Genomic DNA, 14,160 nt, shown 5'->3' with positions numbered 1-14,160 from the left:
GAAGTAAACTCAACTGTACCGTATACTTAGAGGTGGACGCCATGGCCCGACGTGGGGAAGCGCTGCGCGAGCACATCCTCGACACGGCGAAACTCGCGTTTCTGGAGGACGGCTTCGAGCGGACGTCCATGGACGCGATCGCGGCCCGCGCGGAAACGTCGAAGCGCTCCCTGTATGCGCACTTCCCCACCAAGGACGCGTTGTTCCTCGCCGTCGTCGAGCGCATCCGAGCCCTGTTCGGCGAGCGGATGCGCACGCCCGGCGAGTACCCGGGGCCCCCGGTCGAGGCGATCGTGCGGTATTGCGGGCGCTTCGTGCAGCTGTTGCGGTGGTCGTCGGTCGCCAGGATGCTCCGTCTCGGCATCGCGGAGGCGGACCGGCTGCCTGATCTGGCCGCGGGACTCCATGACGCCGTGTTCGGTGCCACGACCGCTGATCTCGCGTCCTACCTGGTGATGGCGTCGGGGGTCCCCGCCGGAGAAGCCGAGGTGGCGGCGAACGAGCTGATCGGACTCGCCGTCCACCCGACGCTGCCCCGGCTGTTGTTCGGCATCGAGCCCGTCGTGGACGAGCTGCCGGACGAGACGCGAGTGGAGACGGATGTCGATCTCGAGCGAATCCGGCGCCTCGTAGGCATCGTGTTGCCTCTGGCGACGCGTGGGTGACCATCCTGCCGCTGAGAGACCCGTCCCGTTGAAGCGGCCGGGGTGTGGCGCCAGCAGGACACGGCTGCCCATGCTTCCGTTCCGGGCCTCGCCCGGCGACTACGGTGTGAGGACAATCCTGCCGAAGACCTCGCCCGCGTCCATCTTTTGGTGCGCGAGCGCGGCTTCGTGCAGCGGCAGCAGTTCGTGCACCACTGCTTCGATCTCGCCGTGCTCGGCCGCGGTGAACAGTTCGGTGCGCGCGGCACGCAGGTCGCCCTCGGGGACGGTGGCCGCGCCGAAGGCGGCGAAGGACAGCGACTTCTGGAACGCTGTCATGATCTTCGTGCCGAAGTCGGCGGGTGGCTGCCCTGCCACCGCTCCGACGGCCACCATGCGGCCGTTCGGCTCGAGCCTGTCGAAGAAGGACGGCATGTCCTTGCCCGCCACCACGTCGACGACGACGTCGTACCCCTCAGGGGTGTCTGTTGCGCCGTCGCCGGACCTGTTCAGCACATGGGTCGCGCCCGGACGCCGCAGCCGCTCGCCGCGCTCGGGCCGACGATGTCGTGACCGCCACCGCGGCGGCGCCACCACGAGCGGCGAGCTGCACTGCAATGATCCCGATACTGCCGGCCGCGCCACGCACCAGGACCGCCTCGCCGGGTTCGAAGTAAGCGTGACGTAGCCCGAAGTAGGCCACCGCTCCGGCACTGCCGAGTGTCACCGCCGCGGCGGCGGGCAGTCCGGCGGGCAGGGGGACGATCGGATGCGCAAGCCGGTGCAGCCGGCCTCGGCCGCGGTGGCCAGCGCCTCGCTGACCAGCTTCGGGGCGCCGCGGGAGTCGGCTGCTTTGCCGCGGCGCAGCCGCACGGTGGCGATCACCGGCCGCGAGGTGGGGATGCAGATCGTGGCGAGCAGGGGGTGCAGGGTGCGGATGCCCTTGAACGTCGCACTGCTCTCGTTCCCCCAAGTCCGCAAGCGAGCGCTTGACATGCCGTCGGTGCAGGCACCGCCTGCCTTCGTCGGTGCGTGACCCTGGGGGAGACGCGTGACTTCCTATCTCGTGCGTTGGGACATCGACCTGGAAGCCGGCGACCCTGTCGAGGCCGCCCGGAAGGCCCTCGCGATCCAACGCGGAGGCCGTCGCAGCTGGCTGTGTCGCCCCTCGGGGGCTTCGCGGTGTTGCTGAAGTTCTACGCGCGGTACGGCCGGTTTCCCTCGGGCCGGTGAGCTGCCGGGTGAGGCGGTGGAGTTCGTCGCCCGGCAGGTAGAGGCGCCTGCGTCAGAGCTGACGCGTATGAGTGGAGCGGTCGGACGGTCGAGTACCACCGTGCGCAGATCCGCAGGCACCTGGGCTTTCGTGAGTGCAGCGTCGCGGACGCGGACAAGCTGACGGCCTGGCTCGCCGAGCACGTCGCCTGCAAGGAGCGGCGGCCGGAGCAGGTGCGGGTGGAACTTCTGGCCCGTTGTCGTACGGAGTGCATCGAGCCGCCCACGCCGGGGCGGTGTGACCGGATCGTGGGGGCGGCGCTGCGAGTGGCCGAGGAGGCGCTGACGGCGCGGATCTCGGCGCGGCTCACGAGCGACCTGCGGGCGGAGTTACGTGTTGCGCACGCGCACAGACCGAGTCACCGGCGCGGCAAGTTAGCGCAGGACGACGGGCCTTCCCTCAAGGCCCGTCAGTCGCCGACCGTGCCGGTCACCGTACCGACGGTGCCGCCCGCCGGGTCCGGCACGAAGCGGGGACGGCGGGCCGGGTTGAGCCGGTAGGCGGGATCGAAGGTCTCCGCCTCGTATGCCTTCGCCGCAGCGTACGCCGCATCCGTCAGCTCACCCTCCGCGTCGAGGAGCGCCCGAACGAGCCCGGCCCCATAGGGGGTGTGATCGTGTGCGGGCAGCACGACGAGACCGGGCAGCAGCCTGTGCAGCCACTGGATCCTCCGGACCGTGTCGGTGAACACCGGCTTGGCACCGTTCTGCACCTGCATCTGCATCACGTCGTCGACCGCCAAGTGGCGGACGGTGTAGAGGGCGTCACCGGCGAGCAGGGCCCGCCGGCCACCGCCCAGCTCGACCAGGGCGCTGGTGGATCCCGGGCTGTGGCCCGGGGTGGGCAGCAGCACCACCGAGCCGTCGCCGAACAGGTCGTACGAGCCCTCGAAGCCGCCGATCTCCGGGCCGGTGAAATCGACGGGGCGCCAACTGCGCACCTGCGCCACCGACTTGGAGAACGCGAGCGGGACGAGCCCGGCGATCAGCGAGTCGCGGGCGTCGTATTCCCCGCGCGACAGCACGATCTCCGCGTCCGGGAATAGCGGAAGCGCGCCGATGTGGTCCTCGTGGAAGTGGGTGACGATGATGTGGCGAATGTCCTCCGGGTGACGGCCGTGCCGGGCCAGCTGTGCCTCGATGCGTTCCTCGGCCGGCAGGTCGTACTCGTCCTCGTCGGTGAAGTACTGCATGACCGTGCCGCCGTAGTAGGCGTCGTGGCCGCCGGCCTGCGCGGGGGCGATCCCGGTGTCGAGCAGCATGGGTCCGACGGTGGGGTGCTCGATGAGATAGGCGTGGATCGGCACCCAGATGAAGGAGGACTTGTCGCCGGCCAGGTCCAGCACCGAGAAGCCGTCATGGCCGCCGTAGAACTGACCGTAGGGGACCTTGGTACGGCCGACGCGTAGCGGGAAGACCTTCATGATTCCTCCAGGAGGTTGCACCGAGAAACACGGAACTGTGCCGTTCCGTCTCGGTGCTCAGCCTAGGCTCCTGAAAACACGAGACGCAACCGTTCCGTCTCGTGTTTGGGTAGAGTTGCCGCATGGACACCTCCACGCGCCGCGGACGCCGAGGCCCCACTCTGCAGACCGCCGTCACCACCGCGATCACCGCCGCGGCCTTCGACGAGTTGGCGGAGGCCGGCTGGCCGGGGCTGTCCATGGATGCGGTGGCCCGCAGGGCGGGCGTCGGCAAGGCCGCGCTCTACCGGCGCTGGCCGTCCAAGGAAACGATGCTGACGGAACTGATCGGCGACGTGGTCGCACGAAACCTTCCGGACGTGCCCGACTCCGGTGAACTGCGCCGCGACATGAGGGCCTTCCTGGAACTGACAGCCCAGCAGATCAGCGATCCCCGGGTAACGCGCATCGGCCTGGACCTGCTCGCGGAGTCGACCCGCAACCCCTCACTCGCCGAGCAACTGCGCGGCGCGGTGGCCGGCCCGCGCCGCGAGACCGCCGCGACGATTCTCAGACGCGGAGTGGATCGCGGTGAACTCCCGCAAGAAATCGACGTCACCCTCGCAACCGACCTGATGATCTCCCCGCTCCTTCTGCGCATGATCCTCACAGACGCTCCGGTCGACGACGAGATCCTCGACCGGATGGCCGCGATGATCATCGCCGGCGCCGCCGCGACGGCTTCCCTCTGACCACGATCCGCGTACTCGGTCGAGTGCCGCCCTGCCGTCCACCGCGGGCCCGGTCCTGACCGGCACGCCTGCCGTCCACAAGTCACCAAGGCACTCACCGTCCTGCTTCGCCGCCTGGCGGGACGAGGCAGCCGACCAGGTCATCCATGAACTCCCGCGCTTCCAGGCCCGTGAGCGTGCCCGGCACCTGGAGGATCCGTCCCTGATGGCGCTGCCCAACGATGGGTTCAGCTGGTCGGCGAAAGCCTCGGTGATCAGCGCCTGTTTGGTCGGCGTTCGTACGCGCACGTCGGCGCGTCTACCTCACCGCCACCCTCTCCGACGACAGCGCCCTCGTGACCGACCTCTCCCTCGTGGTCCGGCCCGTCACCCCGGGCAGCGCGGCCGATCTCGGGGACCGGATGGCTTCGAACGACTCTTGTGGCCCCTTCTGAACGAGTTCTCTGGCCCCGATAGGCGATCTTCCCGGTGTGGCGTGAACGACTGATTTGGCCCCAACCTCGAGTGCCGTGAAGGACTTGGTGCCGAGAGCTCAGTGTGTGCCGGGCGGGGAGGTTAAGGTCGGTGTCCATGCAGCAGTTGGTGCTCTTCGACCTGGACAACACTCTCGTCGACCGCCAGATCGCGTTCTGCGCGTGGGCGAGGGAGTTCGCCGCAGAGCGAGGCTTCGGGGAGGAGGCGGCCCGATGGCTGGTCACGGTTGACGCACGGGGAGTCGGACCCCGTGATCAGTTTTTCTGCGCGGTCCGGGAACGGTTCGGGCTGGCAGAGCCTGCTGAGGCTCTGTGGGGCAGATTCCGCTCGCGCATGCCGGAATTGGTTGAGTGCCGTCCGGAGGTTCTTGAGGGCCTGTCACGGATGCGGGCGTCGCGTTGGCGCGTGGGAATCGTGAGTAACGGTATGGCCGACAATCAGTTGGCGAAGATCGAGCGCACGGGGTTGAGCGAGCACGTGGACGCCCGCTGCGTCTCGGGCGAGGGCGACATCCGCAAGCCGGACATCCGGATCTTCCAACTGGCCGCCGAACGGTGCGGAAGCGATCTCAGCCGGGGCGGCTGGATGGTTGGAGACAACCCCGAACATGACATCGCTGGCGGGCGCGCGGCCGGCCTGCAGACCGTGTGGATCGCAGGCCAGCAGGACTGGCCGGCCGGCGAGCCGGAAGCGGATCACACTGTTGCGGACGCGGCTGCGGCTATCAGCTTCTTACAAGCCGAGCCTTGGCATGGGCGAGCCGGTAGGAGTCAGTGCCGATCTCGATGATGTTGCCGCCGAAGGTGAGGCGGTCCACGATGGCCGCGCAGAGCCGAGGATCGGTGAAGGTTTTGGTCCACGAGGAGAACGACTCGTTGGAGGCGATCGCCATGCTGTTCTTTTCCTCGCGCTCGGTCAGAACCTGGAACAGCAGTTCGGCGCCGCGCCGGTCCAGCTCCATATAGCCCAGCTCGTCAATGCAGAGAAGATCGACCCGTCCGTAGCGGGCGATCGTTTTCGTCAGTACCTTCTCGTCGGCGGCCTCGACGAGCGACGCCGTAGCGGGTCTTCTTCTCGAAGTCACTGGGCAGGAAGCGCGGTGTGTTGCCGCGCCAGGCCCAGGTGCTGCCGCCGACCATGCGCTGGAAGCCGCTCTTGTACAGGTCGGGGCCGGTCTCGACGTAATAGCGGTTCATCGCGACTGCGTCGCCGACGCCGTCCGAGGAGGGCGCGTAGCCGTCCTTGTTGTTGGGCAGCGCCGCGTACGCGGCGGGGACGCTCTTGCTCGCGGAGACCTGGTAGGCGTCGACGAACGTGGATCGCTGGCTCGCGTCGAGACTGTTGGCTTCGTGGGTCTCCAGAAGCAGTGTTTGTCGACGGCTTCCGGAGGCGGTTGTCGATCAACTGACTCGTGAATGTCGGGGAGAAATGACTCCACCTGGCGGCCCCGCTGTGGTGGGTTGAGCCCGTGTCGGGTCACCACTGGGTGACGAGCGGCGTGTCCGGTCCGTGCTGCCGCCAGGCTTCGGCGAGGCGGGCGAGGCGGGTGGGGGCGGCGATGCCGCGCACGGTTGCGATCTTGCCGCCTGCGATGTCGAACGTCACGGCGCCGATGACCTGGTCGCCGATCACGAAGATGATGGCGGGGGCGCCGTTGACGAACTCGTAGTGGATGGCGGGCGTGCCACCGGCAAGTCGCCGTTTCGCGGGTGTGGGTTTGAAACCGGCCCGTGCGATGGCGGCGATGCGCTGCGGAGTGTCGTACCGCAGCAGCGTCTTGGCCGCGCCGGCGCCGTTGGAGTCAGCGATCGCGGTCGCGTCGTCGGTGAGCAACGCCACCAGGCGTTCGGTGCGGCCCGAGGAGGCAGCGGCGAGGAATTCCTCGACGATCCTGCGGGCGGATACCGGGTTGACTTCTCCGCCGTTGGGGCGCGCGGCGGTGATGCGGTGCCGGGCCCGGTGGAGGTGCTGCTGGCTTACGGATTCGGTGATGTCGAGGATCTCGGCGATCTCGGCGTGGCTGTGGGAGAACGCTTCGCGCAGGACGTAGACGGCCCGCTCAAGGGGTGACAGGCGTTCCATGAGAGTCAGCACGGCCAGGGAGACCGATTCGCGCTGCTCGAAAGTGTCGGCTGGGCCGAGCATCGGGTCGCCGTCCAGGAGCGGTTCGGGCAGCCAGGCGCCGACGGTGCGTTCGCGGCGGGCCTGTGCCGAGCGGAGCCGGTCGAGGCACAGGTTGGTGACGACCTTGGTCAGCCATGCTTCCGGCACCTTGATCAGCTGCCGGTTGGCGGCCTGCCAGTGCAGGAACGCGTCCTGCACTGCGTCTTCGGCGTCGGCGGCGGAGCCCAGCAGCCGGTATGCCAGCGAGGCCAGCTGGTTCCGGCTGGCCTCGAACCGACTGGTGTCGAAGCGATCAGTGGCGGTGCTGTCCACGCGGACCTCCCTCGTCAGGCGGCTACGCGACCGTCCTCTCGGCTGCCGCATCCGGCACGACGGCCAGGTGGCGCTTGACCTTGGGCAGGCCGAAGGTCGGGTGCGAGGTGGTCCACAGCGACATCTTGAGGATGCCCGCCTTGATCCGCGCGGCCTTCCGGCCGCCCACATACTTCGGCTTTGCTTGCGCTTCGCCGTCGACCATCTGCAGGATCCCGTCCCGCCGCCCGAGGCTGATGTGGTTGCCCAGGTACTCCATCTTGATGCTCGGGGCCTTGCGGCCGGTCAGACGTCCCACAATCGCGGACGTGGCCTGCATGCCGGTGTAGCCGGCCGAAGCGCAGGACATGGGCAGCGGCCGGCCGTTGTCGCCGATGGCGTAGGCACTGTCGCCGGCGGCATAGACGTTCGGATGCGAGACCGACCGCATGGTGCGATCGACGACGATCCGACCGTTCTCGGTGACCTCCAGCCCGCTGGTGGCGGCGATAGGGCTGACCGCGAACCCTGCCGTCCATATGGTTGCGTCGGACGCCAGGGCGGTGCCGTCGGCGCACAGCACCCGCGTCGCTTCGACGGCTTCGACGCTGGTGTGCTCCAGGACGGTGATGCCCAGCCGGTCGCAGGCCCGGCGCAGGTGCCTGCGGGCTCCGGCGGCGAGCGGGGCGCCCAGCTCGCCGCGGGCGACCAGCACCACTGACAGGCCGGGCCTGGATTCCGCGATCTCGGTGGCGGTCTCGATGCCGGTTAACCCGTCGCCGACGACCAGCACATTCCCGTCCTCGTCCCGCCTGCTCAGGCCGTCCAGGAGTTCGCGCAGGCGCAGGGCCGCCGGACGACTGCTGACGTCGAAGGCGTGCTCGGCCACGCCGGGGACGCCGCGGTTGGCGGCGTGGCTGCCGAGCGCATAGAGGAGCGTGTCGTAGCCGAGTTCGCCGCCGCCCTCGGCGTCGGCCACGGCGACGACCTGGCGCTCGGGGTCGACGGCGGTGACACGGGCCAAGCGCAGCTGTATCCCCGTGCCCACAAAAACGTCGGCGAGCTGCGGGGCCTCGATCTCCTGGCCAGCCGCGAGCTGGTGCAGCCGCAGCCGCTGGACGAAGTCCGGCTCGGCATTGACCACGGTGATCTCGGTGTCCGCCGGGGACAGCCGACGGGCCAGGGTTCCGGCCACGTAGGCCCCGGCATAGCCGGCACCGAGGACGACGATGCGGTGCTTCATGTGCTGCTCCTGTCGGTTCGCTTGGCTCTCCGTGACTCGAGCGGAACAGCGCCCCGATTACTGACAGGAATTGCATGTGTCATGCGTCACATCGCGGCAGTGGCTACCTTGCACCGTGAGCCACGGATAGGAGTCTGGGGCCCACAGCAGAACGGCGCCGTCTTCGTCAGCCCGCAGCGACCACCGCGGCCTGCTGTGCGGCGCGGGCGCGGGTGGCGGCCAGCCGGTAGGAGTCGGTGCCGGTCTCGATGATGTTCCCGCCGAACGTCAACCGGTCCACTATGGCCGCACAGAGCCTTGGATCCGTAAAGGTTTTGGTCCAGCCTCCAAAGGATTCGTTGGAGGCGATCGGCACAGAATGCCTTTCCTCACGCTCCGTCAAAACCTGGAACAGCAGCTCCGCCCCGCGACGGTCAAGCTCCATGCAGCCGAGTTCATCAATGCACAAAAGGTCGACGCGGCCGTAGCGGGCGATGGTCTTGGCCAGCAGCTTCTCGTCGGCGGCCTCCACGAGCTCGTTGACGAGTTCGGTGGCCAGCACGTACTTCACCCGGTACTCGGCATCGCCGCCTCGGTGCCCAGCGCGATGAGCAGATGGGACTTGCCGGTTCCGCTGTCGCCGATCAGACACAGCGGCAGGCCCTTCTTGACCCAGTCGCACTTGGCGAGGGTGTGGATGGCGGCCGGGTCGATGACGGGGTTGGCGTCGAAATCGAACTGCCGGATCGACTTTTCGCGCGGAAAGCCGGCCGCTTTGATCCGCCGCTCGGAACGCCTGCGGGCTCGGTCGTCGCATTCGGACAGCAGCAGCTCGGCCAGGAACCCGCGGTAGGTCATCTGGTCGCGGTCGGCGGCTTCGGCCAGTTCGGGGTATTGGGAGCGGATGGTGGGCAGCCGGAGCATCCGGCACGCCTGGTCCACGGCGGTGTCGGCGGCCTGTTCGGTCAGTCCGCGGTTGCGCTTGGCGGTCACGGTGCCTCTTCCTGGTATGCCTGGCCGTCGGCGGGACGCCGGCGGAATCGCAGCAGCTGGTCGTAGACGGCCACCGACGGCAGCGGCCTGGGGTCGGGCGGCAGCGCGGCCAGGCGCCGCTCGGTCAGCGAGGTCACCGTCGCCCCGCCGTCCACCCGGCGGCGCGGGGTGTCCTGGTCGGTCGGCTGATCGGCGCCCTGGTCGGCCTCGCCCCACTTGCGAGCCTCCAGGGCGACCGCGTCGGCGGTCAGCGCGCCGGCCCGCAGCGCGGTCGCGATCCCGGCCACCACGTGCTCGTGGACCATGTGCCGGTGCAGCAGCAGAACGGAGATCAGTGCGCGGGTGCCCTCGGCGTCGCCTGTTGGCGCTGCAGGCCGCCTGCCACCAGGCGTCGTGGACCCGGGTGAACTTGCCCGCCGACCTGGCCTGGTCCGACGCGGTCGCCCCGGGCAGTGCGCCGGGCTTGCGGACCAGGGCCTCCAGGTAGTGGTCCAGCTCCAGCCGGGAGCCGCCCTTGGCGATCAGCCGCTCGTGGCGGGCGACTTCCCGGTGCGCGTCGTAGACCACCAGCTCGGAGGCGTGCAGCACGACCCGCACCATCCGGCCGATCAGCCGCACCGGTACCGAGTAGTGGTTGGTGCGCACGCTGACCTGGCTGTAGCGATTCACCCGCAGCGAGGACACCAGCCCGGTCTCGAACTCCTCTTCCGGCAGCGCCACCAGCAGCGGCCGTTCGACGGCGAACATCTCACCGATGGTCAGCGCCCGCTGCATGATCCGGCGGGCGTCGTCCTCCTCGTCCCAGCGCTCCACCATCGCGTTCAGCTCCGCCAGCAAGGCGACCTTCGGCACCGGGACCAGGTGGTTCCTGCGGAACCAGCCGATCTGCCCCTCGACGCCACCCTTCTCATGGGCGCCCTCGATGCCGGGATTGCAGTAGAAACTGTTGATCGAGAAATGCGACCGGAACGCCGTCCAACGGTCGCTTTCCACCCGGCCCCGAGTCCGGCCCAGCACCTGGCTGACCGCAGCGCGCAAGTTGTCGTAGCGGACCTTGCCGCGCGGCACGCCGCCCAGCACTTCCAGCGCGTGGACATGGCCTTCCAGGAACGCTTCCTGCCCGCACGAAGCGAAAATCTTGTGCACGGCCTTCCCACTGAACGACAGCCGCAGCGAGGACAGGAACACCTTGGTGGACACGGCGTCCAGGTGGATCCGCACCTCCCCGAAGTCGACCTCTGCCTCGTCACCGGGGCGGTGGGTCTGCGGCACGAACGCCTGCGGCGGCTCCCGGCCCGCCTCCACGCGGATCTCCAGGCGCCGCTGGAAGATGTAGGCCCGAACCATCGAGTAGGTCACGCCCCGGGCGTCGTGCTCGTCGATCAGCCGGTCAAGCCGCAGGATCCCGTCGATCGTCGCCTTGAACGGATCCAGGCGCGAGATCCGGGGCGGAAGCTGCTTGCGCGGCGCCGGCCACACCGACTCCAGCGCCATCGCGACCGTCACCGGCCCACCCCGTACTTGGCCGACAAAGCCCTGCTGGACAGCCCTTCGACCCGAGCGTCATGGCGTATCGCCGCGTACAACTCGACCTTTGAAAGGGCCACTTGAGCCACCCAGGGCTAGCTGATGCACCCCGATACTCCCACCGCAAGGCCCCCAGTGGAGTCAAAACTCACCGACATCAACTCTCGACCAGCAGCGCTGGAGTCACAACCCACCAACACCTGGCCTCAACTCTCACCTACAAAGCCAACGGGGACACCCCCCGCCCCGAGACCCTGAAGCGTCTGGACGTGCACTCCTACGACAGCGTGATCGTGCTCGGCCAGGACTCCGCTCCCGGACAGCCGCAGGACGACCCCGACAACCGCACGCTCGTCACCTTGCTGCTTCTGCGCCAACTGGAGGAAGCCACCGGGCGCGAACTGCCGGTGGTCACCGAAATGATCGACGACCGCAAGCGGGCGCTGGCCCCCGTCAGCCCCAGAGCCGACGTGATCATCAGCGGCAAGCTCATCGGTCTGCTCATGGCACAGATCTCCCAGAACCGACACCTGGCAGCGGTGTTCGAGGAACTGTTCTCCGCCGACGGCACCGGAGTTCACCTGCGGCCCGCCACCGACTACGTGCTGCCGGGGCGTGAGACCTCCTTCGCCACGGTCGTGGCCGCGGCACGCCGTCGCGGCGAATGCGCCATCGGTTACCGAAGCCACAACGACTCGTCGACAAGTCCGGCTACGGCGTGCGGATCAACCCACCAAAAGCCGAGCGGCGCCACTGGTCGGTCCAGGACGCGGTGGTCGTCGTCGCCAAGACATGACGCCCGACTCGGTTGACGTGAGCATCTTCGATCCGGGAGAGCCCGAGCCGCAGGTTGTGCTGGTTCGTGGCGCCTGGGCCAATGGGGCTTCGTCACTGACTTTGACGACGCTTATTGCCGGCTGGCCTCCGCGTCAGACTTCGACTTGCATCGCTGAAGCGCGTCATGTCGTCGTCGGCCTCAAGGCCGTGTATCGAAAAGTGGATATTGGGCGTCGCGTCGTGCTGCGGTGCCCCGCCACCGTAGGGCCAGTCGGCCACCAAGGGGTCGAACGTGAGCACCGTCTGGAAGACGGGATGAAGGTCCACGAGAACCAGTCGGCCCCCCGGCCGCAGCGCTGTCGCCGCACCGGCCATCCAGGCGTCCGTTGGGCTGCCCCGCTGGCTCGCCGCACAGGCCTCTGGTCTGGCAGACCAGAAGTTGCTTACCTCTGTGTTGAGGCGGGTGGGGCGTCGGTCGCCTCGACGGTTGTGGCATGGACGGGCAGGAGTGAGTCGACGCCGGTCATGCTGAGCATGCGCATCAGGCGGTCGGGAACGGCGGCGAGGCTGAGCGAGCCGCCCGCTTCCTGGGCCGCGTGCCAGATGCCGATGATCGCGCTGAGACCGGAGGAGTCGCAGAAGCCGACTTGTGCCAGGTCCAGGACCAGGCGCGGGTGTCCTTGCTGGATGATCTCCAGGGCCCCGGAGCGCAGGGTGGGCGCGGTCTGCATGTCTACGTCCCCGCCGATCGTGGCGATCGCGAGGCCGGGGTGGGGGTGCTGGACGGTCAGGTGAAGTGTGTGGGTCACGTCGGTCATCACTCCTGGCCGAAGTGTTCGGGTGCGGCGGTGGTGTGGGCGGTGGCGGCGACGCCGGTGTCGGGGAGGGTTTCGGGGCCAGACACGGACAGGGCCAGCAGGGCCACGTCGTCGCCGGCTCCGTCGGGCATTGAGGCCAGCAACGTGACTGCGTCTTCCATCAGGGCAGTGGCGGTGAGGGGGCCGGTGCGCTGGTGGAGGAAGCCGGTCAGGCCGTCCTCGCCAAGCATGGCGTCCTGAGTGGTGCGGGCTTCGATCAGCCCGTCGGTGTAGAGGAACAGGCCCTCCCCGGGGGCCATCAAGAAGGTGGCCTGAGCGAAGGATGCCTGGGGGAAGGCTCCGATGAGCATGCCGCCCTTGGGCCGGACCGCCTTGACCCATACCGCGCCGCTGTCGTCGGGGCGCAGGTGGTAGGCCGGCGGGTGGCCGCCGGTGGCCACGGTAACGGCGAAGCTGCCGTCCTCCCGGGGTGTCAGGAGGCCGAAGAGGGCGGTGCAAAATCGGCTTCCGGCGGTGACGTCGGTGAGCAGGGTGGTATTGAGCGTGCTCAGAACGGTGACCGGGTCCGGGTCGATCTGCGCCGCGACGCGCAGGGTGTGGCGGGCGAGGGCGGTGACGGTCGCCGCCTCGGGGCCCTTGCCGCACACGTCACCGAGGAAGAACGCCCACCGGCTGCCGTCGACGGGGAAGACGTCGTAGAAGTCGCCGCCCACATCATGCACGGAGGCGGTGCGGTAGTGGCAGGCCAGCTCAAGGCCGGGCACCACGGGAAGCGCTGGCGGCAGCAGGGTGCGCTGGAGGGTGGAGGCGAACGCGGCGATAGCGCTCTTGTCCTTCTCCGCCCGTTCCCGCGCCGCCCGTTCCACCTCCCGCCGCTCCTGCTCGTTGCGTAGTGCGCGCAGCGCCGACAGCCGCAGCTCCATCTCGTCCAGCACGATCGCGGCAAGATCGGCCAGGGTGGCGGTGTCGTCCTCGGTGATGGAACGTGGCTTGGTGTCCAGGACGTTGACTGTGCCCAGCCGGTGTCCGTCGGGGGTGATGATCGGTGCGGCGGCGTAGAAGCGCACCCCCATCTCCCCGGCGACCAGTGGATTGTCCGCCGCCACGGGGTCACGAAGGGTGTCGGGAATGACCAGCGCGTCATCGCGCAAAATCGCCGAGCCGCACAGGCCCGGATCGCGGCCGATCTCCTTGACACCCTCCAGGCCGTGTGCGGCCTTGAACCAGATGCGGTCGGTGTCCACGATCGTGACCGTGGCCACAGGGACATCGAAGAGGCGGGCGGCCATCGCCGCCACCCGGTCGAACGCGCCGTCGGGCGGAGTGTCGAGGATGTCGTAGCGGCGGACCGCCTCAATACGGGCCGCCTCCGCATGTGGATCCGGGACCAGCTCGGGGCGCCGCCCGGGCGCCGGGTGGGCCGCCGAAGCCTGCTGCGTCATCGGCTTTCCTCTCCGTCGGTGGGCCGCCGCGAGCGGCACGAACCGACGCAGCCTAGATCGAGTCCACGTCCGAACGCCAATGCCGCGGTGAACGCCAGATCTATTGCGGCAGCGTCGTGAACCTTCTTTCGGCGTTCCTGCTGTGGTCTCGCATGTTCGACTGGACGAGCGTGGTCGTCGTAGCCGCGTGCGAGCAGCTCGCCGCTGACCGGGGTGTACTCCTCCTTGCGCAGCACCGAGACCCGTATGTTCTTCGGCTCCAGCAGCTTCTTCGCCTCCCGGTGTCCTCGGGCGGTGAGTACCCACACCTGCCTCTGGTCGTCCTGGACCGATTCGATCCTCAGCAGGTGGTGTTGCAGATCCAGGAGGTTGTCCCGCGTGAGCTTGTCGCTGGTTGTCCGGGCGGGCCAGTTTCCACAGC

General features: G+C 68.7%; 11 protein-coding genes and 6 pseudogenes. 5 read left to right on the top strand and 12 right to left on the bottom strand.

The genetic code is table 11. From position 1 onward, the window contains the following. Positions 1-41 precede the first annotated feature (41 nt). Positions 42-665 (top strand): TetR/AcrR family transcriptional regulator, encoded by a 624-nt coding sequence (locus tag ACIRP7_RS36680; RefSeq protein ID WP_403668540.1) that lies wholly within the window; start codon positions 42-44, stop codon positions 663-665. Positions 666-764: 99 nt separating this feature from the next. Here ACIRP7_RS36680 and ACIRP7_RS36675 read toward each other — a convergent pair. Both ACIRP7_RS36675 and ACIRP7_RS36670 read right to left on the bottom strand, forming a co-directional pair. After that, positions 765-1,410 (bottom strand): annotated as a pseudogene (locus ACIRP7_RS36675) (zinc-binding dehydrogenase); the annotation flags it as partial. Beyond that, complete coding sequence (locus tag ACIRP7_RS36670) at positions 1,368-1,640, bottom strand: hypothetical protein (protein ID WP_403668718.1); 273 nt, start codon at positions 1,638-1,640, stop codon at positions 1,368-1,370. The gene ACIRP7_RS36670 and the pseudogene ACIRP7_RS36675, both read right to left, overlap by 43 nt. Positions 1,641-1,949: 309 nt before the next feature. On the opposite strand from ACIRP7_RS36670, the pseudogene ACIRP7_RS36665 reads away from it, so the two are divergent. After that, positions 1,950-2,417: pseudogene (locus ACIRP7_RS36665) on the top strand (DUF4158 domain-containing protein); the annotation flags it as partial. Here ACIRP7_RS36665 and ACIRP7_RS36660 read toward each other — a convergent pair. Then, positions 2,327-3,340 (bottom strand): N-acyl homoserine lactonase family protein, encoded by a 1,014-nt coding sequence (locus tag ACIRP7_RS36660; protein WP_403668537.1) that lies wholly within the window; start codon positions 3,338-3,340, stop codon positions 2,327-2,329. The pseudogene ACIRP7_RS36665 and the gene ACIRP7_RS36660 overlap by 91 nt on opposite strands. Before the next feature lie 122 nt (positions 3,341-3,462). Here ACIRP7_RS36660 and ACIRP7_RS36655 point away from each other — a divergent pair, with 122 nt between their 5' ends. Together ACIRP7_RS36655 and ACIRP7_RS36650 are read left to right on the top strand one after the other, a co-directional pair. Next, entirely contained in the window at positions 3,463-4,071 is a 609-nt protein-coding gene (locus tag ACIRP7_RS36655; protein WP_403668534.1) for a TetR/AcrR family transcriptional regulator, read from the top strand. A gap of 570 nt (positions 4,072-4,641) precedes the next feature. Then, entirely contained in the window at positions 4,642-5,334 is a 693-nt protein-coding gene (locus ACIRP7_RS36650) for an HAD family hydrolase (RefSeq protein ID WP_403668531.1), read from the top strand. Here the strand turns inward: ACIRP7_RS36650 and ACIRP7_RS36645 are convergent. The 6 genes and pseudogenes from ACIRP7_RS36645 to istA form a co-directional block, all read right to left on the bottom strand. Then, positions 5,270-5,596: pseudogene (locus ACIRP7_RS36645) on the bottom strand (ATP-binding protein); the annotation flags it as partial. The gene ACIRP7_RS36650 and the pseudogene ACIRP7_RS36645 sit on opposite strands and share 65 nt — an antisense overlap. Then, entirely contained in the window at positions 5,520-5,741 is a 222-nt protein-coding gene (locus ACIRP7_RS36640; protein WP_403668715.1) for a hypothetical protein, read from the bottom strand. The gene ACIRP7_RS36640 and the pseudogene ACIRP7_RS36645, both read right to left, overlap by 77 nt. Before the next feature lie 280 nt (positions 5,742-6,021). Beyond that, positions 6,022-6,981, bottom strand: coding sequence for a sigma-70 family RNA polymerase sigma factor (locus ACIRP7_RS36635; RefSeq protein WP_403668528.1), 960 nt, complete (start codon positions 6,979-6,981; stop codon positions 6,022-6,024). A 22-nt stretch (positions 6,982-7,003) separates the two neighbouring features. Further along, complete coding sequence (locus tag ACIRP7_RS36630; RefSeq protein ID WP_403668526.1) at positions 7,004-8,203, bottom strand: NAD(P)/FAD-dependent oxidoreductase; 1,200 nt, start codon at positions 8,201-8,203, stop codon at positions 7,004-7,006. Positions 8,204-8,369: 166 nt separating this feature from the next. After that, positions 8,370-9,175, bottom strand: a pseudogene (gene istB / locus ACIRP7_RS36625) (IS21-like element helper ATPase IstB). Then, positions 9,172-10,782 (bottom strand): annotated as a pseudogene (gene istA, locus ACIRP7_RS36620) (IS21 family transposase). Before istA ends, istB begins: the two co-directional pseudogenes overlap by 4 nt. Before the next feature lie 150 nt (positions 10,783-10,932). Between istA and ACIRP7_RS36615 the strand changes: the two are divergent. Continuing rightward, positions 10,933-11,498: pseudogene (locus tag ACIRP7_RS36615) on the top strand (NAD-binding lipoprotein); the annotation flags it as partial. Positions 11,499-11,922: 424 nt separating this feature from the next. Here the strand turns inward: ACIRP7_RS36615 and ACIRP7_RS36610 are convergent. The 3 genes from ACIRP7_RS36610 to ACIRP7_RS36600 are packed head-to-tail and all read right to left on the bottom strand — an operon-like array spanning position 11,923 to position 14,047. After that, positions 11,923-12,288, bottom strand: a complete 366-nt coding sequence (locus ACIRP7_RS36610) for an STAS domain-containing protein (RefSeq protein WP_403668523.1) — start codon at positions 12,286-12,288, stop codon at positions 11,923-11,925. Positions 12,289-12,296: 8 nt separating this feature from the next. After that, positions 12,297-13,739: a PP2C family protein-serine/threonine phosphatase gene (locus ACIRP7_RS36605; RefSeq protein ID WP_403668520.1), complete on the bottom strand. Its 1,443-nt coding sequence runs from the start codon at positions 13,737-13,739 to the stop codon at positions 12,297-12,299. Further along, entirely contained in the window at positions 13,736-14,047 is a 312-nt protein-coding gene (locus ACIRP7_RS36600; protein ID WP_403668518.1) for a hypothetical protein, read from the bottom strand. The genes ACIRP7_RS36605 and ACIRP7_RS36600 overlap by 4 nt, the downstream gene beginning before the upstream one ends. Positions 14,048-14,160 lie beyond the last annotated feature (113 nt).

This window comes from Streptomyces sp. NPDC102270 (genome assembly GCF_044766405.1).
GTDB lineage: Bacteria > Actinomycetota > Actinomycetes > Streptomycetales > Streptomycetaceae > Streptomyces.
This window is presented reverse-complemented; position numbering and strand designations above follow the sequence as displayed.

What these genes read in the sequence shown, in the direction of transcription:
- ACIRP7_RS36680 (WP_403668540.1), top strand. Translation starts at nt 42, where the DNA reads ATGGCCCGACGTGGGGAAGCGCTGCGCGAGCACATCCTCGACACGGCG.
- ACIRP7_RS36670 (WP_403668718.1), bottom strand. Translation starts at nt 1,640, where the DNA reads ATGTCAAGCGCTCGCTTGCGGACTTGGGGGAACGAGAGCAGTGCGACG.
- ACIRP7_RS36660 (WP_403668537.1), bottom strand. Translation starts at nt 3,340, where the DNA reads ATGAAGGTCTTCCCGCTACGCGTCGGCCGTACCAAGGTCCCCTACGGT.
- ACIRP7_RS36655 (WP_403668534.1), top strand. Translation starts at nt 3,463, where the DNA reads ATGGACACCTCCACGCGCCGCGGACGCCGAGGCCCCACTCTGCAGACC.
- ACIRP7_RS36650 (WP_403668531.1), top strand. Translation starts at nt 4,642, where the DNA reads ATGCAGCAGTTGGTGCTCTTCGACCTGGACAACACTCTCGTCGACCGC.
- ACIRP7_RS36640 (WP_403668715.1), bottom strand. Translation starts at nt 5,741, where the DNA reads ATGAACCGCTATTACGTCGAGACCGGCCCCGACCTGTACAAGAGCGGC.
- ACIRP7_RS36630 (WP_403668526.1), bottom strand. Translation starts at nt 8,203, where the DNA reads ATGAAGCACCGCATCGTCGTCCTCGGTGCCGGCTATGCCGGGGCCTAC.
- ACIRP7_RS36605 (WP_403668520.1), bottom strand. Translation starts at nt 13,739, where the DNA reads ATGACGCAGCAGGCTTCGGCGGCCCACCCGGCGCCCGGGCGGCGCCCC.